This is a genomic window from Micromonospora sp. NPDC003816 (assembly GCF_042874705.1).
Lineage (GTDB): Bacteria > Actinomycetota > Actinomycetes > Mycobacteriales > Micromonosporaceae > Micromonospora.
On sequence record NZ_JBIANP010000001.1, the window covers coordinates 1,314,567 to 1,338,798 of the forward strand.

The following is a 24,232-nucleotide window of genomic DNA, read 5'->3' on the forward strand; positions in this document are numbered from 1 at the left end:
CCACCCCCGCGCTCGGTCCTAGCGGGCCTCGTCGTCCAGGAACTTCTGGAACGCCTCGTGGGCGGTGTCCGCCGAGGCGGCGGCGTCCCGACCGGTGATGGCGTCGACGATCGGCTGACCGACGATCTCCCGGGCCTGCGCCACGCGCTCGACCACGGGCCGGTCGTGACCCACGCCGTTGGCGAGGCTCACGGTGATCGCCTGCGCCATGTCCTCCGGGTAGGTCGAGGTGCCCTCGGGGTTCTCGAAGACGGAGGCGCGGGCGCCGGGGGTGCCGGCCTTCTGCTGGTCCAGCGACTGCTCCTTGCCGGCCGCCCACTCGATGAACTTCCAGGCGTTGGTCTGGTTGCCCGAGGCCTCGTTGATCGCCAGGCCCCACGAGGGGATGTTGTACGGCTTGGAACCGGCCGGACCGGCCGGGAACGGCGCGAAGCCGACGTTCTCGGAGACCCGCGACTTGCTCGGGTCGGTGGCGTTCGCGTAGAGCGAGTTGGCCTCCGGGTAGAAGGCGGCCTGGCCCTGGGTGAAGATGGCCATCGCCTCGGACCAGCTCATGTCGGTGCTGATGTTGGCCGGACCCTGCTCGCGCAGCAGCCCGCCGTAGAAGGCGTACGCCTGCTTGGCGGCCTCGCTGTTGACGGCGGAGTTGCCCGCCTCGTCGACGAAGTCACCGCCGAAGCTGTAGAGGAAGCTGGAGAACTGGGTGACGGCGGCGGCCTTACCGGTCCGGGCCACGAAGCCGGCCACGCCGGGGTTGTCCGCCTGGATCTTGGTCGCCTGCGCCTTGAGCTCGTCGAGCGTCTGCGGCGGGGCGCTGAAGCCGGACTTCTCCAACAGGTCCTTGCGGTAGTAGAGCACCTGCTGCTCGGTGATGATCGGGATGCCCACCACCTTCTCCTCGTAGGTGGTGGCGCTCACCGGGGCGTCCTGGAAGTCGGCGAAGTCGAAGTCCGAGCTGTCCTTGGCCTTGTCGGTCAGATCGGCCAGGTACCCGTTCTTGGCGAACAGGCGGCCTTCCTGCAGCGGCCGGTACATCATCACGTCGATGTCGTCGGAGCCCGCGTTGAGCTTCACGTTGTACTGGTCCGACAGCTGGTCCTCGCCGAGCTGGGTGACCTCGACCTTGAGACCGGTCTGCTGCTCGAACTCGGGCAGCGCCTTCCGGATGTTCTCGGTCCAGACGTGGTTCACCAGCGTCACGCGCACCGTGTCCGAGGCGCCGCTGTCCTCACCACCACCGCCGCAGGCGGAGAGGGTCATGGCGGCCACGACCGCCAGAGATGTCCCAACTATTGATCGACGTCCCACGTCCGTCTCTCCTTCTGTCCTGGCCGACGCCTCGGGGGGACGAGCGCGACCTCGGGCTGTTACATCCGCTTAACGTCCGGATGTTAGGCCGAAAAAGCAGACTTATACAAGGGGGAGACCTAACTGATATGATCCGAGCCGTGAAGGTTCCCTCACCCGGGGTGACACCCACCCAAACCGCCCCGACCGAGACCGGGCTGCACGGCCGCGTCCTCGATCACCTCGGCACGGCCATCTGCGGAGGCGAGCTGGCCTCCGGAGCCGTGCTGAACATCGACGACCTGGTGGACCGCTACGCCGTGTCCCGCTCGGTGGTCCGGGAGGTCCTCCGGGTGCTCGCGTCGATGGGATTCATCGAGACCCGCCGCCGGGTCGGCGTCATGATCCGGCCGGCGCACCACTGGAACGTCTTCGATCCCCAGGTGATCCGCTGGCGGCTCGCCTCCGCCGGACGCATCGCCCAGATCCGCTCGATCACCGAGCTACGGACGGCGGTGGAGCCGCACGCCGCCTGGCTCGCCGCGCGCCGGGTCGACCACGACGAGGCCAGCGACCTGGTCGGTCTCGCCGCCAAGATGTGGGCCGCCGGCAAGGCCGGTGACGAGGAACGCTTCCTCAGCCTCGACATCGAGTTCCACCAGCGGGTGCTCCGCGCCTCCGGCAACGAGATGTTCGTCAAGCTCCAGAGCCTGGTCGCCGAGGTCCTCATCGGACGCCACCATTACCACCTGATGCCGCACTACCCGCACGAGCAGGCCCTGCAACTGCACGCCGACGTCGCCCAGTCGATCCAGCGCCACGACGGCGAGACCGCACGCGAGGCGATGGTGCAGATCATGGAGCACGCGTTCGAGGAGATGTCCTCGATCTGGGAGCAGGGGCTCGCCCCCGAGCCCGAGCCCGCCTGACGGGACCGGAACCGGCCCGGGCGGAGCGGTCGACGTCCGTCCCGGATCGGCCCAGGCCGTCCGCGTCCTGCCGGATCGGACCGGCAGGACGGTCGGATCAGACGGCCCCTCGGTCGACCAGGCTGAATGTGGTGTCGACCTCGCCGTCGCCGAGGAACTCCACGTAGATCACCTTGCGGCTCCGGCTCCACTGCACGAAGCCGTGCTCCTCGTTGTACAGCACGTGGGTGGGGCGACCCTGGTCGTCCTTGCTCTCCTCGATGGGCCTGATGCTGAACAGTGTCGCCTGGGTCGCCACACAATCGGCGCCCACCAGCGAGGAGGACGTGCTCGGCTGGCGTTTCACCCCGAGGCAGGGCCGGTGTGCGATCTCGGGATTCAAGGATTTGATCATGTAGTCGACGCCGAACGGCTGAAGGACGAAGACGGCGTCCGGCCCCGTGCCGTCACCGACGTGGACCCTGCCGTCGCCGTCCACCGACAGGTCGCGGTCGATCTCCGCCACATGCAGCAGGGTCCGACGCTGCCCGTTGAGAATGCCCAGGGCGGCCTCGACGGGATCCAGCGAGGTCCTCGGCTTACCCGACCCGGCCGGCACCGGATCCAGACTCCGGGAGACGGACGGCCCGGTGGAGGTCGCGGCACCATCGAGGACGCCACGCAGCAGACGCGGGCCGACCAGCACGGCCGGCACCAGCAGCGCCGCCGCGACCACCGTGGCGACCAGCACCAGCCGGCTCCGCCGCTTCCTCACCCGGCCGTCGGACACCGGCTTCGGTGCCACTGGGGCGTCGCTCCCACGACCGGGCGTTCCACCGCCGCTCACCGCCGACACCGACGAGACGGCGGATGCCGACGCCGCGGCGGCCAGCATGCGGTCGGCCTCGCGCGACGACGGTGCCGTCGTCAACAGTTCGTCGAGCAGTGCGCGGGCGGTGGGACGCTCCGCCGGGTCCTTCGCGAGCGCCCGCTCGACCAACCCGCGCAACGGCCCGCCGAGGCCGGTGAGGTCCGGCGGCTGGCTGAGGATCCGCATCGCGGTGGAGGCCGGCGAGTCGGCCGCGAACGGCGTCCGCCCGGTGGCCGCGTAGGCGACCACCGCACCCCAGGCGAAGACGTCCGCCGCCGGACCGACCGTACGATCACGCCCGGTCTCGAACCGCTCCGGTGCCATGTACGCGATGGTGCCGACCATGTGGTTCGTCCGGGTGTGCTGACTGGTCGCCTCGAAGGCACGGGCGAGGCCGAAGTCGATGACCTTGATGCCGCCCAACGCGACCAGGACGTTGGCCGGCTTGAGGTCCCGGTGGATCACCCCTGCGCCGTGGATCGCGGCCAGCGCCGTCGCCACCCCGACGGCCATGCTGTGCAGGGCGCCCGCACCGAGTGGTCCCTGCGCCCGGACCACCTGGGCGAGGCTCGGCCCGTCGACGTACTCCACCACCAGGTACGGCGGATCGTGATCCGGATCGGCGTCCAGCACCTCGGCGGTGCAGAACGGCGGCACCTGGCGAGCCTGGTTCACCTCGCTGCGGAAGCGGGCCCGGAACTCGCCGTCGTCGGAGAGATCCGGGCGGATCATCTTGATCGCCACCTGCCGGCCCTGCCCGTTGCGGGCCAGGAACACCTCACCCATACCGCCCTCACCGAGCCGGCCGAGCAGGTCGTACCCGCCGAGCCGCGCCGGATCACCGGGGCGCAGTGGCTGGTTCACGTCCCCATTCCACAGTTCGTGGCCGACCCGGGAACCGTTCTGCGCATGATCTTCCCCTACGGATACTCGGAGGTCGATTCGACACCCTACCGCCACTCCTGAGCGAAACGGCCAACGGTGAGTGCGGACCCGGCGGACCGCCTCCGTACCATGCGGGCATGGCGTTGCTGCACCGGGCGGAACTGCGCCCCACCAAACTGGAGCTGTTGGCGACGTGGCTGCCCGGCCGCGTCTGGTATCGCGGGGACGCCGACGCCGAGGTGGTCCGCGTGGGCGCGTACCGCTTCGACGATCCGGCCGGTGAGGTCGGGATCGAGACGCTGCTGGTGCGCGTCGGCACCGGCCCGGTGCACCAGGTGCCGCTCACCTATCGCGGCGAGCCGCTGGCCGGCGCGGAGGACCGGCTGGTCGGCACGATGGAGCACTCGGCGTTGGGCCGACGGTGGGTCTACGACGCCTGCGGCGACCCGGTGTACGCGTCCGCGCTGGCCGACGCCGTCCTCGCCGGCACCGGCCAGGCCGAGGAGTACTTCGAGGAGGACGGCGAGCGGCAGGTACGCCCGCCGAACATGGACATCGCCAGCGACGCCCCGGCGGCCGAGGTGCCTCCGGTCGGTGCCGTGCGGTCGATCGTGGACGGCGACCTGACCGTGATCGTCACGGACGGCGTCGAGCTGACCGTGGTCCGCCGTCCGGGCGCGGGCGCGACGGCGACCGGGGTCGCGTTGATCGGCACCTGGGACGACGTGAGCGCGCCGCTGGCGTACGCCGCACCGCGCTGACCACCGCCGATACGGCTTCCCCAGCCAGCGGCGACCCACTGCATACCGAGTATGCTTCTGCGCCATGCGTCCCGCCCCCGACCACCGACGCGTGGCCCTCCTCGCCGTGCTCGGCGGTTTCCTGCTCGGCTTCCTCGACTTCGTGTGGATCAAGTACGTGCCGTATCCCTTCGCCGAACTGGGCAACTCCAGCGCGGTGTGGGCGGTGGCGGCGTTCGCCTTCGGGTTCCGGGTCCGCTCCGGCCCGGTCCGGGCGGCCGTCGGTGCCGCCGTCGGGCTCGTGGTCGCGGTGCCGAGTTACTACGTCGCGGCGGCGCTCATCCAGGGCGACGACTGGGCGGTGCTGGGGGCGACCACCTCGCTGATCTGGATGGCGTTCGGAGTCCTCGCCGGAGTGGTCTTCGGCGTCGGCGGTGTCTGGGCACGCGGAACGGGGTGGCGGCGGGTGATCGGGACAGCGCTGCCCGCCGCCGTACTCTTCGCCGAGGCGCTGTTGCAGGCGCGACGGATCAACCACCCGAGCTACGGCATCGAACCGCTCTGGAACGCCCTGATCAACGCGGTACTCGGCGTCCTGGTCGTGGTCCTGGTCGGCCGCACCGCCCGGCAGCGGCTGGTCGCGCTGGCCACGGCGGTGCCGCTCGCGCTGGTGGGGTTCGCGGCCTTCCGGTTGGCGAACTTCGGCTGACCGCCCGGCGTCAGTCGGTGAACGCGGCGAGATCCAGCGCGTCCAGCCGGTCCGGATCGGCGATCACGTCGATCGCGGCGACGCGTCCGTCCGCGACGGTGAAGGCCATCACCGACAGGGGACGTCCGGCGGCGACCACCACCACCCCGGCGGCGCCGTTGACCACCGCCGGCCGGGCGAACGGCGAGAACCGGCCGAACGACGTGGCCTCGGCGGCGACGGAGGTGGCACCCCTGATCACGGTGGTGAACCGGGCACGGCCCGCACCGCCGTCGGACCGCAGCACCACCTCCGGGTGCAGCACGGCGACCAGCGCGTCGAAGTCACCGTCCCGGGCAGCGGCGAGGAACGCGTCGACCACCTCGCGCTGACGGCCGAGATCGGCGTCCGGCAGCGGCGCCTGCCCGCGTACCCGGCGTCGGGCCCGGCTGGCCAGTTGACGCGCGGCCGTCGGCGTCCGGTCGACCATCGGCGCGATCTCGTCGAACGGCACACCGAACATGTCGTGCAGGACGAACGCCAGCCGCTCGGCCGGGGCGAGCGTGTCGAGGACCACCAGCAGCGCCAGCCCCACCGAGTCGGCCAGCACCGCGGCGTGTTCCGGATCGTCGGCACCCTCCGGGTCGACCACCGGATCGGGCACCCGGGCGTCGAGGGGCTCCTCGCCACGACGCCGACGGGTCCGCAGGGTGTTCAGGCAGACCCGCGCCACCACCGTGGTCAACCAGGCGGTCAGGTTGTCCAGCGCGGCGGCGTCCGTACGGGCCAGCCGCAACCACGCCTCCTGCACGGCGTCGTCGGCCTCCCCCAGGGAGCCGAGCATCCGGTAGGCCACCGCCCGCAGGTACGGCCGCTGCTCCTCGAACTGCGCGGCCAGCCGATCAGACTCGATCATCGTTCGCCCTCCTCCGGGTCCACCCGCTCGACCCCGCCGAGCCCGCCGATGTGACGACGCCGATCACCCGGTCACCATCGTCGTCCGCGCGGGGTCGAGCCCGGCGAAGCCACGAACGGTAGCCGACCGCACGGCGGACGGCCCCGACGCAGGGAGAGACGATGCACCCACCGATCCTGGTCACCGGCGGTACCGGCACCCTGGGCCGCCTGGTCACCCCGCTGCTGCGCGACGCCGGCCGCCCGGTCCGCGTCCTCAGCCGACGAGGTGGCCGTCCCACCCCCGGCACCGAGCAGGTCCGGGCCGACCTCCTGACCGGCGAGGGCGTGGAGCGAGCGGTACGCGGCGTCGACACCGTGCTGCACCTGGCCGGCGGCCAGAAGGGCGACGACACTATCGCCCGCACCCTGGTCGACGCCGCCCGACAGTCGGACGTACGGCATCTGGTCGTCGTCTCGGTCGTCGGCGCGGACCGCGTCCCGCTCGCCTGGCTGCGGAGCAAGCTGCACGCCGAGGAGGCGATCAGCGGCTCCGGCCTGCCCTTCACCATCCTGCGGGCCGCGCAGTTCCACAGCCTGGTGCTGACCATGGCACAGAAGCTGACCGCCCTGCCGGTGGTGCCGCTGCCCGGTCTGCGGTTGCAGTCGGTGGACGGCCGCGAGGTCGCCGCCCGCCTCGCCGAACTGACCCTGGGCACCCCGGCGGGCCTGGTGCCCGACATCGTCGGCCCCCAGGTGCACACCACCGGGGAACTGATGCGTGGCTACCTGCGGGCCAGCGGGAAGCGTCGACTCACCCTGCCGGTCCGCCTGCCCGGTGCGGCGGGACGCGCCTACCGCGACGGGGCGAACCTGACGCTGCGCGGCGCGACCGTCGGCAGCCGGACCTGGGAGGCGTTCCTCGCCGAACACGTCGCCGCCCGCTAGATCGGCGGGACAGCACGCAGCGCCACCGGTTGGTAACGTGGCGGCGTTCTGCGGTGGTGTCCCCTGGGGAGGGTCGCGTGTGGGCGGACGAGGCGGCGCTGGACGCGACGCAGCGCCGCCTGGACGAATGGGAGTCCGCCGCCGCCGACCGGGCCCGACGAGCACAGTCCCTGGCGGCCCGGGTCGCGGCCCTCACCGGCACCGCGCACAGCCCGGACCGCACCGTCGAGGTCACCGTCGACTCGGCCGGGCTCCTCGTCGACCTGCGGCTGCACGACCGGGTACGCCAACACTCCGCCGCCCACACCGCCCGCCTCATCCTGACCACCACCCGCGCCGCCCACGCGGACCTGCTGCGCCGCGTCACCGCGACGACCCGCGAGACCGTCGGCGCCGACGACCCGACGGGACAGGCCGTCGTCGACTCCTACCGACGGCGGCTGGGCGACGGGCGACGCCACCCCGATGCCGACCGATGACCCGCTCCGGGTCGACCCGGACGAGCTGACCACCCACGCGGCACGCCTCGACCGGCACGCCGACACCCTCGACACCGCCCGCCGGGCCGGGCAGCAGGTCCGGCTCGGCACCGCCGCGTACGGGCAACTCTGCGCGATCATGCCCACGCTGCTCGACGGCCTGCACCGGGTCCTGGTCGACGGCATCGGCACCGCCACCACCTCGGTCCGCGACACGGCCACCCGCCTGCGCACCGGCGCCGACCACTACCGGACCGCCGACGGACGCGCCCGGCATCGTCTCGACCGGGTGCGGGAGCGGCGTGACCGGTAACCCGCTCGTCGCCGCCCCGACGCAGGTCGCACCGAGCGCCTGGGCCGGCGTCTGGATCTGCGAGGACATCGAGCTCATCGCCCGGGGCGTACGCGAGGGAAGCTGGATCGACGGCAGCCTCGGTGTGGTCAGCGCCGGCCTGGATGCCCTCGCCTTCGTCTCCGACCCGGTCGGCGCCCTCCTCCAGTACGGTGTCGCCTGGCTCATCGAGCACGTCAAGCCCCTCAGCGAGGCACTGGACTGGTTGGCGGGCGACCCCGCGCAGATCACCGCACACGCCCAGACCTGGCGCAACGTCGCCGCGTCGCTGCGCGCCGAGGCCACCGCGCTCGCCGACGCCGTCCGCACGCAGGTGACCGGCTGGGACGGCAACGCCGGGCGCGCCTACCGCGCCTGGGCCACCGAGCAACACCAGGCCGTCACCGGTCTGGCTCAGGGCGCCGACACGATGGCCGCCATCACCGAGGGCACCGCCGGTCTGGTCGCCGCCGTCCGGCTCCTGGTCCGCGACGCCATCGCCACCTGCGTCTCCCGCCTCACCGTGTACGCCGCCGAACTCGTCGCCACCGCCGGACTGGCCACCCCACTGGTGGTGGAGCAGGTCACCACACTTGTCGCGTCCTGGGCGGCACGGATCGCCAGACTGCTGCGCGGGCTGCTGAACAGCCTCCGGGCGATCATCCCCCACATCCGCCGCCTCGCCGACCTCATCGACCACCTCAAACGCGCCCTGGACAGGCTCACCCGCCTAGGTCCGGCCGAGCAGATGGGACGACGACGTGATTGGGCTGACCCGAGAGACCGGCCACTTCCGCCGGTCCGCCAGCCCGAGTCCTATCTGCCAGCGGGCGATCCGGTTTATCACACGCCTCGATCGACGGGCATCGGATACGACGAGAAGACCATGCGGAACATCGACAACGTGCTGGCACTCGACGGTCACCACGACGTCATCGTGCACGGCACCGATAGGGGATACTTCGTCCCGGGCAAGGTCTCGGCGAAGGGGGACCACATGGACGGCGACCCCACCAACGCGGCACAGATAGCCGCTGCCATCAAAGAGAACCCTGCTTACTCAGGTGGTCCGGTCCGCCTGGTGTCCTGCTACGCAGGGACCACCCGGCCCGGGCTCGATGGCGTGCCACTCGCTCAGCAGGTAGCCGACGAACTCGGCGTCGCCGTCACGGCACCGACCGCACGAGTCGGAACTCCGCGATGGACCTCGCAACCTCATCCGCCTGCTGTCGAGGCGGGCGGCACCTGGGAGGTCTTCGTGCCACAGAAGGCGGACGGCCCATGAGGACGGTCGGATTCTTCCGTGAACTCGGCCCAGGAGCGACCGACGTGTACGCGGGCAGCATCGAGGCTCACCTCGGTCGCCAACCGCTGGAAGATGCTCCTGGGGTCATCGACTATCTGCGGCATGGTCACGTACTCATCGATGTCATGGGCGCAGAGGTCGACGTCCTCGGCAGCGGTCGGCACCTTGTCGGCGGTGCTTCCGTGCTGACGGACGGCGAATGGTTGTGGCGCGACGACCTCCGCTTCTACGTCGCCAGTTACCACCTTGAACTACCCGACGAGTTCCTGGCTCGGATCAGGCGACTCCAGCATCAGGTGCCTGATCTATCGACATCGGAGTTGCAGGCCGCTGGCGAAGAAGCTTTCCGCCGACTCGGTTACCAATGAGACTGCTCAGCGCACCTATCTACTGTCCCAGCGTCGATGCTCGTCGGAGACGACGAGGGCGTTTCAGGTCAGGATGATGGGGTTGGTGAGGGCGGCCATCTGGCGGGTGGGGTGGCGGACCTCGACGCGGACGTGGCCGGCATCGTCCGCCGTGGTGCGCCACCGGGTCGTACCCGTCCCGTCGGGAGACAGCGTCGCACGGCGCACGATGCCACGTTCGGTGTGCAGGGTGACGACACCGGAGGGCACCCCGGACACCTCGACGCGTACGGTGGCCTGCTCGCCGCCGGTGGGTAGGTGTTGGCCGACGGCGGCGACGTGGTCGGCGGTCGACGCCTCGACCTTGAGGTGGACGGCGGTCGACTCGGCGATCCAGCTGCGGCCGTGGCGGAGGCCGGCGAGTATCGCTTCGGTGCTCAGGTCCTCGGCGAACACGACGGTGTGCGGTGTGCCGAGTTGGCCGGCGAGGTGGGTGTCGCTGTTGCCGACCGCCGGTCGCCAGCGTCCCCGGTGGACATCGTGGGCCAGGGTGCGTCCCCACTCGGCCAGGGCGGCCTCGTTGTCGGCGTTCCACGGCAGGTCAGACGCCCAGAGGCCGTTCCACACCTCCACCGCGTCGAACCAGCGGTACGGGTAGGCCGACGTCCCTGACGGGTACGGCGCGTACGGGTGGGCCAGCACGCAGAGGCCGCCGGTGTGGCGTACCCGATCCAGATGGCGTTCGACGGTGTCGTCACGGATGCCGTAGCCGGAGTCGACGTGCTGCTCCGGCGGGAGTCCGAGGGCCAGCCAGTGGCCGGTGCGGGTGGTGACCTCCTGACCGAGGATCACCAACAGGTCGTCGCCGGAGTGGGGCGGAGCCCACTGCTCATGGCCACGGACGGTGTCGTGTTCGGTGGTCGCGACGAAGTCCAACCCGAGCGCACGGGCCGCCGCCGTGAGCTGCGGCACGCTCACATCCGCGCCCTGGGAGAGCACGGAATGCAGGTGACAGTCGCCCCGATACCAGGCCGGACCCCGGCCCGTGGCCCGCAGGGCCGGGTATCGCGGCGCAGCGTCCGGTCGGGTGACCATGCCCGGCAGCGTACGCGGATCGCGTCCCCGCCAGGGGGCACTCCCCCGGCCCTGGCCGGAGGTACGGCCGGCACCTCCGACCTGGGTAGGAGACGCCGCTCGAACCGACGGCCGCAGGTGGGGCCGCTGGTCGGGCGCTTCCGGGTCGCCGCCCGAACAGCATCAGGACATGTCTTCCGCGCTGCCCCTGCGGGCACCCTGGCACCGTCCCCTGTTGGTCTTCGTCTCGGCGATGGCGGTCCTCGCCGTCGTCTGCGCCGTCGGTGTCTTCGCCGATCCCCGGGTCCTGACCGGCGCGCCGATCTGGCTCAAGCCGTTGAAGTTCTCCGTCTCGTTGATGCTGTACGGCGCCACCCTGGCCTGGATGCTCACCCTGCTGCCCCGGCGCAGCCGGGTCGCGGAATGGGCCGGCACCGTCGTCGTCGCCATGGGGGTGGTGGAGATGACGATCATCGTCGGGCAGGTGCTGCGCGGCACCACCAGCCACTTCAACGTGAGCAGCCCGCTGAACGCCGCCCTCTGGCAGGCGATGGGAATAGCGATCAACGTGCTGATGGTCGCGCACATCGTCATCGGTGTGGCGGTGCTGCGGCGACCGATCCCCGACCGGGTCGGCCGGTACGCGGTGGGGCTGGGTCTGGGTCTGACGCTGCTCGGCATGCTGACCGCGGTCCCGATGACGATGAACGGCGCGGAATCGGCTGTCGCCGGGATCGTCGGGGCGCACAGTGTCGGCGTACCGGACGGTGGCCCCGGGTTGCCGGTCCTGGGCTGGAGCACCACCGGTGGGGACCTGCGGATCCCGCACTTCGTGGGCATGCACGCGTTGCAGGTGCTGCCGGTCCTGGCCCTGCTGCTGGGCCGGTTCCGCAGCGGGCGGCTGGATCAGCGTGCCCAGGTGCGGCTGCTGGTGGTGGCCGGCACGGCGTACGGTGCGGGAACTCTGCTCCTGACCTGGCAGGCGTTGCGCGGACAGCCGCTGCTGGGCCCGGACGCGCTGACCCTGGGCACCGCCGCGGCGCTGCTGGTCGCGACCGTGGTCGCCGTCGGTGCGGTGCTCGCGCGCCCACGTCGACCCGAACCGGTGGCCGCGCCCGTCGACGGCAGCCCGGCGCAGGCCGACGCCGCGAGGGACGAGGTGACGGTGTGACCGGCGCCCTGTTCACGCTGACGTTCGCGCTGGCCGCGCCCTTCTGGGTGCTGATGATCCTGCTGCCGCGCTGGCACATGACCAGCCGGATCATCGCCTCGCCGCTGATCGTGGCCCCGGTCCTGGTGATCTACACGGTGCTGGTGCTCCCCGCGTTGGGCGACGTGCTGCCGGCGGTGGCCTCGCCGACCCTGGACGGTATCCGCGACCTGCTGGGCACCGACGACGGTGCGGCGGCGGCCTGGGCGCACATGATCGCGTTCGACCTCTTCGTCGGGGCGTGGGCGTGGCGGGACAGCCGCGAGCGGCGGATGCCCGCGCTGGTCATGGCGCCGGTGCTGGTATCGACGATTCTGCTCGGGCCGATCGGGCTGGCCGTCTATCTGGTGGTGCGTACCCGCTGGACCCGGCCGGTCTCAGCGCCGAGCAGCAGGGCCTAGGCTTGGTCACCGTGGGATGGCTGGGTCGCTTGTTCGACGCGCGGGACGCCCGCGTGCGGATGGTCCTGGTCATCATCGCGGGCGTCTTCTACCTCTCCTTCGGTGGGCTGCACGCCGGTACGCCCACCACCACGCAGTTGGTCCTGGCGGTGGCCGCGTTCACCGCCGGGCTGCTGCTGTTCCGCCGGCTGGTGGGCAACCTGCTGGTGCAGGTGGCGCTGCTGGCGGTCGCGATCCACGTCATCGACGACGTGATGATCAACCAGGTGGGCGCCGGGTGGGCGTTGCTGGAGTTGACCGTGCGGGCGAGCCGGACCCGCACGATCTGGTGGGGCGCCGGTCTGCTGGCCCTGGTCGACCTGACCGGTGTACGGGGCGAACCGGTCGAGTGGCTTCTCGCCGCGGCGTCCGGGCTGGTGGTGGACGTCGGTGTGCCGGTGCTGCTGGGCCTGGTCATCCGGACCACGCAGGAGCTGGGCCGGCAGGCGCAGCAGCGCGCCGAGGAGGAGCAGCGGCGGCGCGAGTCGGAGAACCGCGCCGCCCGGGCCGACGAGCGCAGCGCCATCGCGCGGGAACTGCACGACGTCGTCGCGCACCACGTGGCGTCGATGGTGCTGCGGGTCGGCGTGGCCCGGCACGTGCTGACCGACCTGGATCCCCGGGTGGACGAGGTGTTCGACGACGTGCACGGCACCGGCAGCGCCGCCCTGGCCGACCTGCGCCGGCTGGTCGCGGTGCTGCGCGACCCGGACGGCGTACGCGGCGACGCGGCCCTCACCGCGATCGAGCCGTCGGCGGTACCGGCCGCGATCGGCGCGGCGGTGGATCGGGCCCGTCAGGCCGGGGTGACGGTGGAGGCGGAGGTCGACCCGGCGGTCGCGTCACTCGACGCGGTCCGGGGCCTGGCGGTGCTGCGCCTGACCCAGGAGTCGCTGACCAACGTCGCCAAGCACGCCGGTGCCGCCGCGCTGGCCCGGCTGAGCGTCACCGTGGTCGACGGCGCGGTGCACCTGGAGGTGACGGACAACGGGCGCGGCGCGGTCCCGACGGCGGTGCCGGCGGGCGGCGGCCACGGCATCACCGGGATGCGGGAACGGGTCGAGGTCCTCGGCGGGCACCTGGAGGCGGGGCCGACCGGCAGCGGCTGGCGGGTCCGTACGGTGCTGCCCGCCACGCCGGACCGCGACGTGCCGCACCCGGTGGAGGCATCATGATCCGCGTACTGCTGGTGGACGACCAGCACCTGATCCGCGCCGGGTTGCGCATGCTCTGCGACGCGCAGCCCGACATCGAGGTGGTCGGTGAGGCCGACAACGGCCGCGAGGCGATCACGTTGGCGGCGCGGTTGGTCCCCGACGTGGTGGTGATGGACCTGCGCATGCCGGGCGTCGACGGCATCACCGCGACCAGCCGCATCCTGGCCGACCGGCCCGCCATCCGGGTGCTGGTGTTGACCACGTTCGGCGACGACGACCACCTCTATCCGGCGCTCACCGCCGGCGCCTGTGGGTTCCTGCTCAAGGACGCGCCCCCCACCGAGCTGCTGGAGGGCGTCCGGCGGGCCGCCGCCGGGGACAGCCCGTTCAGCCAGGACGTGCTACGCCGCCTCGTGACTCGGGCGGTGCACGCCCGCGCCGAGACACCGGCACCGGTCGACGGTCTGACCGCTCGGGAGCAGGACGTGCTCGACCTGGTCGCGGAGGGACTGTCCAACGGGGAGATCGCCGAGCGGCTGCACATCGGCGTGACCACGGTGAAGACCCACATCACCAGCCTGATGACCAAGACCGGCAGCCCCAACCGGGTCCGGCTGGCGCTGTTCGCCCGAGGGCTGTGACGGTCGGCTCTCCCCCGGCCGCGACGGAGGCCCGCTATCCGCCGGCCATCGCGCCCAGGACGATGTACGGTTCCGCGCCGGTGAGCACCTCCTCGGGCAGCGGTGCGTCGGGTGGGGAGTGCGAGAGGTCCTCCTCGCAGGCGTAGAAGCGGACGAAGGCGCGACGTTTGCCGCTGTGCCGGTCCCGGATGGTGCCGAGCAGCATCGGATAGCGCGCCTCCAACGCGTCCAGCACCAGGCGCTGGGTGGCCGGCCCCCCGTCCGGACCGGCCACCTCCAGGCGTACCTCGCCGGTGACCTTGGCGAGGGTCTTCAGGTGGGCCGGGAGGACGACCCGGATCACGGCAACACCTGGACTTCCACGGAGAGCACCGGGGGCAGGTCCCGGACGATCGGCGCCCAGGTGTCGCCGCCGTTCGCCGAGTGGTAGACCTGCCCGCCGGTGGTGCCGACATAGATGCCGCACTCGTCGAGCGTGTCGACCGCCATCGCGTCGCGCAGGACGTTGACGTAGCAGTCGGACTGCGGCAGCCCGGTGGTCAGCGGCTCCCACTCGTCGCCGCCGGTGCGACTGCGGTAGACCCGCAACCGCCCCTCCGGTGGGTAGTGCTCGGAGTCGCTCTTGATCGGTACGACGTAGATCGTCTCCGGCTCGTGGGCGTGCACCGCGATCGGAAACCCGAAGTCCGAGGGCAGGTCGCCGCTGATCTCACGCCAGTTCGCACCGGCGTCGTCGCTGCGCATCACGTCCCAGTGCTTCTGCATGAACAGCGTGTCCGGCCGCGACGGGTGCTGGGCGATGTGGTGGACGCAGTGGCCCACCTCGGCGTCGGTGTCGGGGATCTCCCCCGACCGCAGGCCCTTGTTGATCGGCAGCCAGCTCGCGCCCGAGTCGTCGCTGCGGAACGCGCCCGCCGCCGAGATGGCGGTGTAGATCCGGCCCGGGTGCACCGGGTCCAGGATGATCGTGTGCAGGCAGAGACCACCGGCGCCGGGCTGCCACGACGGGCCGGTCCGGTGGGTCCGCAACGCGGTCAGCTCGGTCCACTTCTGGCCGCCGTCGTTCGAGACGTAGAGGGCGGCGTCCTCGGCACCGGCGTACACGGTGTCGGGGTCGTCGCGGGACGGCTCCAGGTGCCAGATCCGCTTGAACTCCCACGGGCGCGGCGTGCCGTCGTACCAGAGGTGCTCGCCGACCTCGCCGGTGTACGCGAAGTCGTTGCCGACGGTGGCCCAGGTCTTACCGCCGTCGTCGGAGCGCTGGATCAACTGCCCGAACCAGCCGCCGGACTGTGAGGCGTAGAGCCGGTCCGGGTCGGCCGGTGAGCCGGTGAGGTGGAAGATCTCCCAGCCGCCGAAGTGCGGCCCGTCGACAGTCCAGTCGGCGCGTCGACCGTCCGAGGTGAGCAGGAACGCGCCCTTGCGGGTGCCGACCAGCACCCGTACGCCGGTCATCGCGGCTCTCCGTGGCGCGTGGTGCCGACCTGGTGTGGTGTGTGTTGTCGTGTGGCCATGTCGCCATTCTCCTGTCGTGTCCGATGAACCCCGATTGCCACGCCGGTGCCGTTCACTGACGGTCATACCGGCCGGGTACGACAAGTTCCGGCCGGTGGGCGCGCGACACCCGTCCGCCCGGCGGGCAGACGAGGAGGGGTCGGACAGCTCAGGTCGACATCACGCGGGCGTGCAGGTCGGACACGACCTTGCGGGCCGACTCGAAGGCACCGGCCTGCCAGGCGATGTAGTGGCTGAGGTGGTCACCGGCGAAGTAGACCCGACCGTCCGGCTCCAGCAGCCGCCCGTAGTGCCCACCGCTGGTCCGCGAGGGCCACGACATCCAGCCGCCCTCGCTGTGGCGGGTCCGCTCCCAGGCCACCGAGAACGACGCCTCCACCTCGCTGCGGTACGCCTCGCCGTGGATCTTCACGCCCTGGGCGACGGCGCGGGCCTCCCGCTCGGCGGGGGGCAGGGCCGCGTACGACTGGGCGTTGGCACCGAAGTTGTAGTAGCCGATGACCAGACCCTTCGCGCCGTGGTAGCCGTAGGACGGGTACCAGATCGCGGACAGGTCCAGGTTGGTGTTGGTGATGCCGGCGTAGATGTTCTCGTCCTGCTCCCACCAGCGCCGACGGTACTGCAACCCGATCTTGCCGGTGGCGGTCGGCACCGCGTAGTCGAGGGCGGCCCGCACCGGCTGGGACAGGTTCGACGGGATCCGCGCCAGCACCGGCGGCGGAATCGTGCAGACGCAGAAGTCCGCAGTGACGGTCCGCACCCGACCGCCGGGTCCGGCGTGGACGACCGAGACCCCGGAGCCGGTGTTCGAGATCGACCGCACCTCCGCGCCGTAGCTGATGCGTCCGCGCCCCACGGCCTCCTCCAGGGCGTACGCGATGCGATCCATTCCGCCGACCGGCTGGAACATCAGCATCGCCTGGTCGTAGCCGAACTCGAAGGAGAAGTACCGGCCGACGCCGCTGGCCAGCACGTCCGGCAGGGAGTGCGGGGTCAGTTTCGGCGTACCCGCCTCGTTGCCGGCGCCCGGTTCGACCTGGTAGCCACGGCGGTTGGTGCCCGCGTACCGCCAACTGGCCGCCGGGTTCCCCGCCACCCGGCCGCCGATGGCGCCGAATCCGCGCAGGAACTCCAGCAGACGTTCCTTGTCGTCGGCGGTGAGCTGCCCGTCGAGCGCACCCTGGTCGGTGGCCTTGGCGAGCAGCTCGGAGACGTACCCGTAGACGTCCGCCTTCGCCTCGCGGTGCCGAATCGGTGTGCCGGAGAGCGGACCGACGTCCTCGTTGTAGTAGTAGCCGTCGGCGTTCTGGTTGCCGAAGATCTCGACCGGGACGCCCAGCTCCCGGCAGTAGTCCATGGTCACCATGTGCTGGGCGATCCGCGCCGGACCGGCGTTCATGTACTGCCCACCGGTGAACCGGGCGCGCTGGGTGTGCCCGTCGAGGTCGGTCTCGCTGGTGCCACCGCGCACCGTCCAGTTACGCCCACCCGGGCGGCTCCGCGCCTCCAGCACGGTCACCCGGTAACCCGCCTTGCCCAACTCGTACGCCGTGGTCAGTCCGGCGATGCCCGCGCCGAGCACGACGACGGACTTCGCGGACCGCCCGGTCAGCGTGAAGTCCGACCGGTTCGGCGCGCGGAACGGCGGTGCGGCCTGCGCGGCGGGAGCCAACCCGAGCGCGCCCATCGTCCCGTAGAGCACCCCGGCACCGCCGGATACCCCGACCGCCTGGAGAAACTGCCGTCGCGTGGTGGGTGTCGTCATCGCCGCCTCCTTGATCGATGGACGACGATCTCAGCGGCGTGTTTCATCGGCGTAGCCCATCGGTAACACCCGCCCGACCGGTCAGCGCGCGCCACCGGGCAGGCGGCGGGCGCCCGGATCAGCGAGGAGGCCGCCCTACGGGCCGGTGACCAGCGGGTCGTGCACCCGCCCGAGGAACAGCGGCACACCGGTGAACCGGTCGTGGATGACGTACAGGAACGGCCGGTTCACGAAGAACTGCGGACCCTGCGGGATCGACGGCGGCCGTACGATGACAGCCGACGCGGCCGCCGCCTCCGTGCCCTTCTCGTCCACGGCGATGAACGTCTCGTGCAGCACGTCGTCGATACTCAGGGCCGGTTCGGTGCTCATGCCGGTGAAGTCGGCCCGCGAGCTGAACGCGGTCGGCATGCCGAGGTTGCCCAGCGCGGCAGCCAACTCCGCCGGCAGGCGGAAAGTCCACCGGGGCAGGCGCAGTTCGACGAGGGCGTTCCGGAAGCCGGTGAGCAATGCACCCAGCCACGTGACGTCGAGGTTGGCCTCGATCGCCGCCAGGTCGTTGCGGGTCGGCATGACGATCGCCATGCCCAGTCCGTCACCTGCGAACGGCACGTCGACCGCGCGCCACCCATCGCCCTCCTGGTAGCCCATCCCGTCGAAAGGCCCACGCATCATCGCGACGTCGACACCGGCACCGTCATCCCTGGTGAACCGCTCCGCCGCCGTGGCCGTCGCCCTGAACGGGTAGAGCCAGGCCGCCTTCAGATAGGTCGTGTTGGTGAGGATCAGACTGGTGTCGGGGGTCGGGACACCGGAGGGCAACAGCTCCGGGATCTTCGCGTTGGTCCGATCGGACACCCAGGTGTTGATCTCCTGGCGGGTCGCCTCCGGAGCGCCCCGGAAGTCGACCGGGTGCGGCGCGGCACCGTAGTAGCCGGCCAGAGTGTTCTGGAAACCGTGGCGCAGGCCCAGGTCGAGCCTCGTCCACAGAGCGTTGGCCGTGGTCAGCAGGGGCCGCGCGACGCCGTCACCGTTCTGGTACCGGTTGGCGAGCGACTGTGCGACGGTGTTGAGCCCGCTGTCGAGCGCGCCGGGCCGCGGATTCGGCGCGTGGAGCACGGCATCCATCTCGTCCGCCGTGGTCGAGCGGGCACCCGCCCGCGTCATCGCGAGTGCGAGATTGACCGAGTACGGCGCGCACACCACGTTACCGCCGGGGCGACTCGATGCCAGCTCGCGGTAGAGGCCGGCGGAGAAGCCGCGTACCGCAGTCGCGGCGGCGGCCATCGCGGCCGGGTCGGGCGGGACGCGGGTCGGTTCTGTCGAGGTGGACGACTCGTTCCACCAACGGGAACGGTCTCGGGTGGCGGTTAGCGCGGCGGCGGCGAGCGGCACCGTCCGCAAGAGAGATCGACGCGACACCATACATTGATGGTAGTCGAAGTATGTGCGGTAGGGCCAGGTCGACGGTTCGCGGCCCGCACCGTGAGACCATGCCTCGGTGAAAGACCTGACCGAGCGGGTACGCGCCTTTGCCGACGAGCGGGACTGGCAGCAGTTCCACACGCCCAAGAACCTCACCATGGCCCTCGCGGGCGAGGTCGGCGAGTTGCTCGCCGAGTTCCAGTGGCTCACCCCCGAGCAGGCGAGCGCGGTCATGGCCGACCCCGAGGCGGGTGCCCGCGTACGCGCGGAGATCGGCGACGTGATGATCTACCTGACGCGACTCGCGGACGTCCTCGACATCGACCTGGAGGACGCCGCCCGGGACAAGCTCACCGAGGTCGCCACCCGCTATCCCGTCAGCGAGGCCAAGGGTTCGGTGGCGAAGCGGTAGCGGTGCGTGCGGAGAAATGATCTCTCCGCTAAAGTCCGGCGCGTACAGGCGCGTAACGACGGGCTTCCGGCGCCGACCGGACACGCCCCCCATGCGCACGATCATTTCGTGCTGCCCGGGGGCAAGTGTTGTCAGCGTTCCGCACCTCCGCCGAGGGACTTCTCCGTCACGCCGCCAACGGCGATCTCGCCGACCGGATCATCGACGCGATCGGCCGTCGCGTGAGCCCGGCCGAACGCAGGTCCTGGGAGCGGAGCCTGCCGGTGCTCGCGCAGGATCTGGCCGATGCCGGACTCGGTCAGGTCGAGATGCTCGTCGAGTACCAACTGCCATTGACCAGCAAGCGTGTCGACGTGGTCCTGGTGGGCACGCACCCCCGCACCGACGAGGACTCCTACGTGGTGGTGGAACTCAAGCAGTGGTCGCGGGCGGAGTCCTACGAGGGGTCCGACACGCTGGTGCTGGTCGAGCACGCCCGCGAACCGCGCCTGCACCCGGGCGTGCAGGTCAGTGACTACTGCGAGTACCTCGGTGACTTTCTCGGTGTGCTCTCCGACCGACGTGCCCCGATCGCCGGTGTCGCCTACCTGCACAACGCCGTCGACCGGGACGTCGACGAACTCTTCCAGCTCAGGGCCACCGAGCAGAGCCGGATCTTCACGAAGCAGCGGCGCGGCCAGTTCCTCGACCACCTGCGTACCCACCTGGCCCCCACGTCGGGCGCGGCCGCCGCCGACCGGTTCCTCACCAGCGCCGTCCGACCGAGCAAGCACCTGTTGTCGTACGCGGCAGCCGAGTTGAAGCAGCGGTCGCACTTCACGTTGCTCGACGAGCAGCGCCTGGCGTACGAACTGGTGCTGCACGCCGTGGAACGCTCCCGCGCCGGGGACCGCAAGTCGGTCGTGGTGGTCTCGGGCGGCCCCGGCAGTGGGAAGAGCGTGATCGCCCTGTCGGTCCTCGGTGAGTTGGCCCGGCAGAACCGCTCGGTCATGCACGCCACCGGTTCCCGGTCGTTCACCCAGACCCTGCGCAAGTACGCCGGCAAGGGTTCGTCGCGGTTGAAGAACCTGTTCGGGTACTTCAACAGCTTCATGACCGCCGAACGCAACGGCCTCGACGTGCTGATCTGCGACGAGGCACACCGCATCCGGGAGACGTCGGTCAACCGGTTCACGCCCAAGGCCAAGCGGGACAAGGCACGCCCCCAGATCGACGAGCTGATCGCGGCGGCACGGGTGCCGGTGTTCCTGCTCGACGAGCACCAGGTGGTCAAGCCGGGCGAGTTGGGCAACGTCGAGGTCATCTCCGCGTACGCCGCACAGCTCGACCTGCACGTCGAGGTCGTCTCGCTGCACGACCAGTTCCGGTGCGGCGGCAGCGACGCGTACGAGCAGTGGGTTCTCGACCTGCTCGGCCTCGACGGTGGTGAGCCCTCGGTCTGGACCGGCGACGGCCGGCTCGACCTGCGGCTGGCAGAGTCACCCGAGGAGATGGAGGCGTTCCTGGCCGGTCGGCAGGCCGCCGGTGAGACCGCCCGCATGTCGGCGGGCTACTGCTGGCCGTGGAGTGACCCCTGCCCGGACGACTCCCTGGTGGCGGACGTGCAGATCGGAAGCTGGGCGCGGCCGTGGAACGTCAAGAGCGACCGGAGTGTGGGCGACGCACCGGGCAGCGCGTTCTGGGCCACCGATCCGAACGGATTCGGCCAGGTGGGCTGCGTCTACACGGCGCAGGGCTTCGAGTACGCGTGGTCGGGCGTCATCCTCGGACCGGACCTCGTCGCTCGGGACGGCCGCCTGGTCACCGATCGGGCGGAGTCGAAGGACCCGGCGTTCCGCAGCCGCAAGGCGCTCAGCGACGACGAGGCGGACCGGCTGATCCGCAACACCTACAAGGTGCTCATGACACGGGGCATGCGCGGAACCGTCCTGTACTCCACCGACCCGGAGACCCGCGACTACCTGGCCTCGCTTCTCGATGTGCGACGTCCGGTCGAGACGACGTACGAGCCCTCCGAGGCCGGCGGCGGCACGACGGCCGCTTCTCGACGTTAGGGTGGGCCAGAGAATTCCGACCTTCACGGTGGCACCGGGCCCGAACGCCACGCCTCCGAGGATCGCGCGGAGGGACGTTCGATTGGCTGATCTCCGCACTGGGCTCCTGCTGACAGCAGTCCTGTTGGGCCTCACCGGCTGTGTCACCGGCACACGAGATCACGGGCGTCCGACGGCGAGGACCACCACCGTGAGCCCACCACCCGTACGCACCGACCGGGAACCGATCACCAAGCGTTTCCCGCACCTCGGCGACGTCGCGGAGGTGCACTGGCAGGCGGGCGCCGCCGGGACGGGCGATTCCCGCGCGCCCGGTCCGACCGACATTCGCATCGAGGCGTTGGTCGTGTTGCAGCCTGGCGACCGAGTGTCGGCCGTCGAACAGTACGAGTGGCAGCCCGCTCCTGCCGGGTGGGACGGCACGCTGAGTACCGCGCTTCGTCCCTTCCTGCCAGACAGCGGGAACTGGCAGGTCAACGAGCAGTATGCCGCCGACGTGCGGACCACGAAGTACCACGGGGTCGTGTACCTCGACACCACCAGCGGCACCGTCTACCTCAGGGTCATCGACGGCTGACGTCGCCATTTCCGCAATCATTGAAACTCGCGTACATGAATCACAAGATGTTGCACGGCCGCTATTCAGCGCACCTCAGCGCAGCGTCAGACGACAGATGTGCGACGCCCAGGGGAATTGCGCGGTGATGGCTCGTTGTCAGAACTTCTTGTAAGGTCAGAGGCTCAGGCACTTTCGCGCGGACGGCGCTGATACCGATCATTTTCACGCAACCGTTCGACGTTTCACCGATGGCGTGCGGATGTAACAAAACGCAACACGGGAGGGTGGCGGATGGCCGACGACATGGGATCGACAGTCCCCCGGCGACAGCTCGGGCGAGCACTGCGCGACCTTCGCACCGAAGCACGTATGACCCTCGACGGCGCGGCCGAGGCGATGCAGTGCAGCCGACAGAAGATGTGGCGCATGGAGAGCGGCCTCGGCCCGGCCCGCCCGCTCGACGTCAAGGTCATGTGTGAGCTGTACGCCGCCACACCCGAGCTGACCACCGCCCTCGTCGCTCTGGCCACCGAGACCAAGGCCAAGGGCTGGTGGCACTCCTACGGCGACGCCATCCCCGACTGGTTCGAGCTCTATGTCGGCCTCGAAGCCGCTGCCGGGTTCATCCGTCGCTTCGACGAGGCTCTGATCCCCGGCATACTTCAGACCCGAGCCTATGCCCGTGCGGTCTACCAACATCGAGACGAGGAGTCAGATGCGGAACGCGAGCGACTGGTCGAGGCACGAATGCATCGCCAGGAGCTATTGCACCGGCGGCTGCCCAAGGCACCCAAGCTGGAGGTGATTCTCGCCGAGGCTGCCTTGCTTCGCACAGTCGGTGCTCCGAACATCATGGCTGAGCAGCTTCTTCACCTGCTGACCGTAGGCGAGATGCACAACGTCTCTATTCGAGTGCTTCCGTTGACCGCCGGGATCCATCGTGGTGCGGAGGCGGGCACCTTCGTCATTCTCGATTTCCCGCCGGGTAAACGCACCACACCAGAGCCGCCGGTGATCTACAGCGAGTCGTGGACCGGGGCCCTCTACCTTGATCGTCCGGAGGAATACGCAGCCTACGAACGGGTGTGGGTGAGCCTCGATGACCTGTCCCTGGATGAGGCAGAATCAAGGCAGCTCATCAACAAGATCATCGGGGAGGTCCACCATGGCTGATCTGGCTGGAGCCCAGTGGCGCAAGAGCACCCGCAGCGGCAGCAACGGCGGCGACTGCGTGGAGGTCGCCGACAACCTGCCCGGCCTCGTCGCCGTTCGCGACAGCAAGGACCCGGCCGGGCCTGTCCTCGCCTTCTCCCCCACGGAGTGGACCAGCTTCGTCCGAGCCACCAAGTCCCGCTGAGGCACACACCTCACTCACCGTTGCCGAGACCACTCACCCGGCGGGGACGCGGGTGCGTTGGGTCCACACGACACAGACGAGCACGACCAGCGCGGCGACGATCGACGCCGCGCTGACGGTCTCGGCGAGCAGCAGCGCGGACCAGAGCAGCGTCAGCACCGGCTGGGCGAGTTGAATCTGGCCGACCTGGGCGATGCCTCCCCGGGCCAGGCCCGCGTACCAGGCGAAGAAGCCCAGGAACATGGAGACCGTGGTCAGGTAGCCGAAGGCCGACCAGGCGGCGGCGTCGGCCTGCGGCGGGTGGGTCACGGCAGCCGCGACGGTGACGGGCAGGGTGACCGGCAGCGCGAGCAGCAGGGCCCAGCAGATGGTCCGGGCGCCGCCGAGTTCGCGGGCGAGTGCGCCGCCTTCGGCGTAGCCGAGGCCGCAGAGGACGACGGCGGCCAGCAGATAGCCGTCGGCCAGGGACAGGGCGCCGTGCACGGTGCCGGTGGCGACGAGGAAGACGAGGACGGCGAGCAGGCCGGCGGCACCGGCGGCCCAGAACCGTCTCGGTGGGCGTTCCCCGGCGCGCAGCACCGCGAACACGGCGGTCATGGCGGGCAACACGGTGACGACGACGGCACCGTGGGCGGCGGTCTGGGTGGTCAGGGCAAGCGAGGTGAACAGCGGGAACCCGACGACCACGCCGAGGGCGACGACCGCCAGGCGTCGCCACTGGCGGCGGGTCGGTGGTGGGGCTGCGGTGAGTCGCAGGTACGCCCCGGCGAGCAGCGCGGCACCGACGGCCCGGCCGAAGGCGACGAACCACGGGTCGAGGTGCTGCACGGCGACGCGGGTCGCGGGCAGCGACAGGGAGAACGCGAGGACGCCGAGCGTGCCGAGGGCGAGGCCGAGCGGCCGGTCCACCGTTATCGCCATCAGGGCAGTACCGCTACT

The 24,232-nt window shown here is 70.8% G+C and carries 26 protein-coding genes; 17 read left to right on the plus strand and 9 right to left on the minus strand.

What is annotated here, in order from left to right; all coding sequences use genetic code 11:
- Positions 1–18 precede the first annotated feature (18 nt).
- The gene (locus ACFYTT_RS05670; RefSeq protein WP_131052614.1) at positions 19–1,260 is read right to left on the minus strand and encodes a sugar ABC transporter substrate-binding protein; all 1,242 of its coding nucleotides are present in this window, start codon (positions 1,258–1,260) and stop codon (positions 19–21) included.
- Positions 1,261–1,469: 209 nt separating this feature from the next.
- Here ACFYTT_RS05670 and ACFYTT_RS05675 point away from each other — a divergent pair, with 209 nt between their 5' ends.
- Complete coding sequence (locus ACFYTT_RS05675) at positions 1,470–2,216, plus strand: FadR/GntR family transcriptional regulator (RefSeq protein WP_387257898.1); 747 nt, start codon at positions 1,470–1,472, stop codon at positions 2,214–2,216.
- A 97-nt stretch (positions 2,217–2,313) separates the two neighbouring features.
- Here ACFYTT_RS05675 and ACFYTT_RS05680 read toward each other — a convergent pair whose 3' ends face one another.
- Positions 2,314–3,930 carry a serine/threonine-protein kinase gene (locus ACFYTT_RS05680; RefSeq protein ID WP_387257899.1) on the minus strand — a complete coding sequence of 539 codons (1,617 nt, stop codon included), beginning with the start codon at positions 3,928–3,930 and terminating at the stop codon, positions 2,314–2,316.
- A 158-nt stretch (positions 3,931–4,088) separates the two neighbouring features.
- Between ACFYTT_RS05680 and ACFYTT_RS05685 the strand changes: the two genes are divergently transcribed.
- The gene (locus tag ACFYTT_RS05685) at positions 4,089–4,712 is read left to right on the plus strand and encodes a hypothetical protein (protein ID WP_131052611.1); all 624 of its coding nucleotides are present in this window, start codon (positions 4,089–4,091) and stop codon (positions 4,710–4,712) included.
- A 64-nt stretch (positions 4,713–4,776) separates the two neighbouring features.
- A complete protein-coding gene (locus tag ACFYTT_RS05690; protein WP_176094209.1) occupies positions 4,777–5,400 on the plus strand; it encodes a DUF6518 family protein in 624 nt (207 codons plus the stop codon).
- Between the two features lie 10 nt (positions 5,401–5,410).
- Here ACFYTT_RS05690 and sigJ read toward each other — a convergent pair whose 3' ends face one another.
- A complete protein-coding gene (gene sigJ, locus ACFYTT_RS05695; RefSeq protein WP_131052609.1) occupies positions 5,411–6,295 on the minus strand; it encodes an RNA polymerase sigma factor SigJ in 885 nt (294 codons plus the stop codon).
- 161 nt (positions 6,296–6,456) lie between these two features.
- Between sigJ and ACFYTT_RS05700 the strand changes: the two genes are divergently transcribed.
- The 5 genes from ACFYTT_RS05700 to ACFYTT_RS05720 all read left to right on the plus strand — a co-directional run bounded on the left by ACFYTT_RS05700 (position 6,457) and on the right by ACFYTT_RS05720 (position 9,705).
- Positions 6,457–7,221: an SDR family oxidoreductase gene (locus tag ACFYTT_RS05700; RefSeq protein WP_131052608.1), complete on the plus strand. Its 765-nt coding sequence runs from the start codon at positions 6,457–6,459 to the stop codon at positions 7,219–7,221.
- A gap of 77 nt (positions 7,222–7,298) precedes the next feature.
- Positions 7,299–7,700, plus strand: coding sequence for a YbaB/EbfC family nucleoid-associated protein (locus ACFYTT_RS05705; RefSeq protein WP_131052607.1), 402 nt, complete (start codon positions 7,299–7,301; stop codon positions 7,698–7,700).
- Positions 7,687–8,013, plus strand: a complete 327-nt coding sequence (locus ACFYTT_RS05710; RefSeq protein ID WP_131052606.1) for a type VII secretion target — start codon at positions 7,687–7,689, stop codon at positions 8,011–8,013. Before ACFYTT_RS05705 ends, ACFYTT_RS05710 begins: the two co-directional genes overlap by 14 nt.
- Positions 8,003–9,316: a WXG100 family type VII secretion target gene (locus ACFYTT_RS05715; protein WP_387257900.1), complete on the plus strand. Its 1,314-nt coding sequence runs from the start codon at positions 8,003–8,005 to the stop codon at positions 9,314–9,316. Before ACFYTT_RS05710 ends, ACFYTT_RS05715 begins: the two co-directional genes overlap by 11 nt.
- A complete protein-coding gene (locus ACFYTT_RS05720) occupies positions 9,313–9,705 on the plus strand; it encodes a hypothetical protein (protein ID WP_161594938.1) in 393 nt (130 codons plus the stop codon). Before ACFYTT_RS05715 ends, ACFYTT_RS05720 begins: the two co-directional genes overlap by 4 nt.
- A gap of 63 nt (positions 9,706–9,768) precedes the next feature.
- On the opposite strand, the gene ACFYTT_RS05725 is transcribed toward ACFYTT_RS05720, so the two are convergent.
- A complete protein-coding gene (locus ACFYTT_RS05725; protein ID WP_387257901.1) occupies positions 9,769–10,779 on the minus strand; it encodes a CehA/McbA family metallohydrolase in 1,011 nt (336 codons plus the stop codon).
- A gap of 169 nt (positions 10,780–10,948) precedes the next feature.
- Between ACFYTT_RS05725 and ACFYTT_RS05730 the strand changes: the two genes are divergently transcribed.
- From ACFYTT_RS05730 to ACFYTT_RS05745, 4 genes are read left to right on the plus strand one after another with little or no spacing between them, the layout of a single operon-like run.
- Positions 10,949–11,929, plus strand: coding sequence for a hypothetical protein (locus ACFYTT_RS05730; protein WP_357212230.1), 981 nt, complete (start codon positions 10,949–10,951; stop codon positions 11,927–11,929).
- Positions 11,926–12,369: an ABA4-like family protein gene (locus ACFYTT_RS05735; protein WP_131052882.1), complete on the plus strand. Its 444-nt coding sequence runs from the start codon at positions 11,926–11,928 to the stop codon at positions 12,367–12,369. Before ACFYTT_RS05730 ends, ACFYTT_RS05735 begins: the two co-directional genes overlap by 4 nt.
- A gap of 11 nt (positions 12,370–12,380) precedes the next feature.
- Entirely contained in the window at positions 12,381–13,583 is a 1,203-nt protein-coding gene (locus ACFYTT_RS05740) for a histidine kinase (RefSeq protein ID WP_357212228.1), read from the plus strand.
- Entirely contained in the window at positions 13,580–14,206 is a 627-nt protein-coding gene (locus tag ACFYTT_RS05745) for a response regulator transcription factor (protein ID WP_131052880.1), read from the plus strand. The genes ACFYTT_RS05740 and ACFYTT_RS05745 overlap by 4 nt, the downstream gene beginning before the upstream one ends.
- 34 nt (positions 14,207–14,240) lie before the next feature.
- Here ACFYTT_RS05745 and ACFYTT_RS05750 read toward each other — a convergent pair whose 3' ends face one another.
- From ACFYTT_RS05750 to ACFYTT_RS05765, 4 genes are all read right to left on the minus strand, one after another.
- The gene (locus ACFYTT_RS05750) at positions 14,241–14,549 is read right to left on the minus strand and encodes a MoaD/ThiS family protein (RefSeq protein WP_131052879.1); all 309 of its coding nucleotides are present in this window, start codon (positions 14,547–14,549) and stop codon (positions 14,241–14,243) included.
- Positions 14,546–15,661: a sialidase family protein gene (locus ACFYTT_RS05755; RefSeq protein WP_131052878.1), complete on the minus strand. Its 1,116-nt coding sequence runs from the start codon at positions 15,659–15,661 to the stop codon at positions 14,546–14,548. Before ACFYTT_RS05755 ends, ACFYTT_RS05750 begins: the two co-directional genes overlap by 4 nt.
- Before the next feature lie 208 nt (positions 15,662–15,869).
- Positions 15,870–17,486, minus strand: coding sequence for a flavin monoamine oxidase family protein (locus tag ACFYTT_RS05760; protein WP_131052877.1), 1,617 nt, complete (start codon positions 17,484–17,486; stop codon positions 15,870–15,872).
- Positions 17,487–17,621: 135 nt separating this feature from the next.
- Positions 17,622–18,911 (minus strand): serpin family protein, encoded by a 1,290-nt coding sequence (locus tag ACFYTT_RS05765; protein ID WP_357212225.1) that lies wholly within the window; start codon positions 18,909–18,911, stop codon positions 17,622–17,624.
- A gap of 76 nt (positions 18,912–18,987) precedes the next feature.
- Here ACFYTT_RS05765 and ACFYTT_RS05770 point away from each other — a divergent pair, with 76 nt between their 5' ends.
- From ACFYTT_RS05770 to ACFYTT_RS05790, 5 genes are all read left to right on the plus strand, one after another.
- Positions 18,988–19,323, plus strand: coding sequence for a nucleotide pyrophosphohydrolase (locus ACFYTT_RS05770; protein WP_131052875.1), 336 nt, complete (start codon positions 18,988–18,990; stop codon positions 19,321–19,323).
- A gap of 128 nt (positions 19,324–19,451) precedes the next feature.
- Positions 19,452–21,377 carry a DNA/RNA helicase domain-containing protein gene (locus ACFYTT_RS05775; RefSeq protein ID WP_387257902.1) on the plus strand — a complete coding sequence of 642 codons (1,926 nt, stop codon included), beginning with the start codon at positions 19,452–19,454 and terminating at the stop codon, positions 21,375–21,377.
- A gap of 190 nt (positions 21,378–21,567) precedes the next feature.
- A complete protein-coding gene (locus ACFYTT_RS05780) occupies positions 21,568–21,954 on the plus strand; it encodes a hypothetical protein (protein WP_387257903.1) in 387 nt (128 codons plus the stop codon).
- A 273-nt stretch (positions 21,955–22,227) separates the two neighbouring features.
- On the plus strand, positions 22,228–23,109 hold the full coding sequence (locus ACFYTT_RS05785) for a helix-turn-helix domain-containing protein (RefSeq protein WP_387257904.1): 882 nt from the start codon (positions 22,228–22,230) through the stop codon (positions 23,107–23,109).
- Positions 23,102–23,293 carry a DUF397 domain-containing protein gene (locus ACFYTT_RS05790; protein WP_387257905.1) on the plus strand — a complete coding sequence of 64 codons (192 nt, stop codon included), beginning with the start codon at positions 23,102–23,104 and terminating at the stop codon, positions 23,291–23,293. The genes ACFYTT_RS05785 and ACFYTT_RS05790 overlap by 8 nt, the downstream gene beginning before the upstream one ends.
- A 33-nt stretch (positions 23,294–23,326) precedes the next feature.
- Here the strand turns inward: ACFYTT_RS05790 and ACFYTT_RS05795 are convergent, their stop codons facing one another.
- Entirely contained in the window at positions 23,327–24,214 is an 888-nt protein-coding gene (locus tag ACFYTT_RS05795; protein WP_387257906.1) for a DMT family transporter, read from the minus strand.
- Positions 24,215–24,232 lie beyond the last annotated feature (18 nt).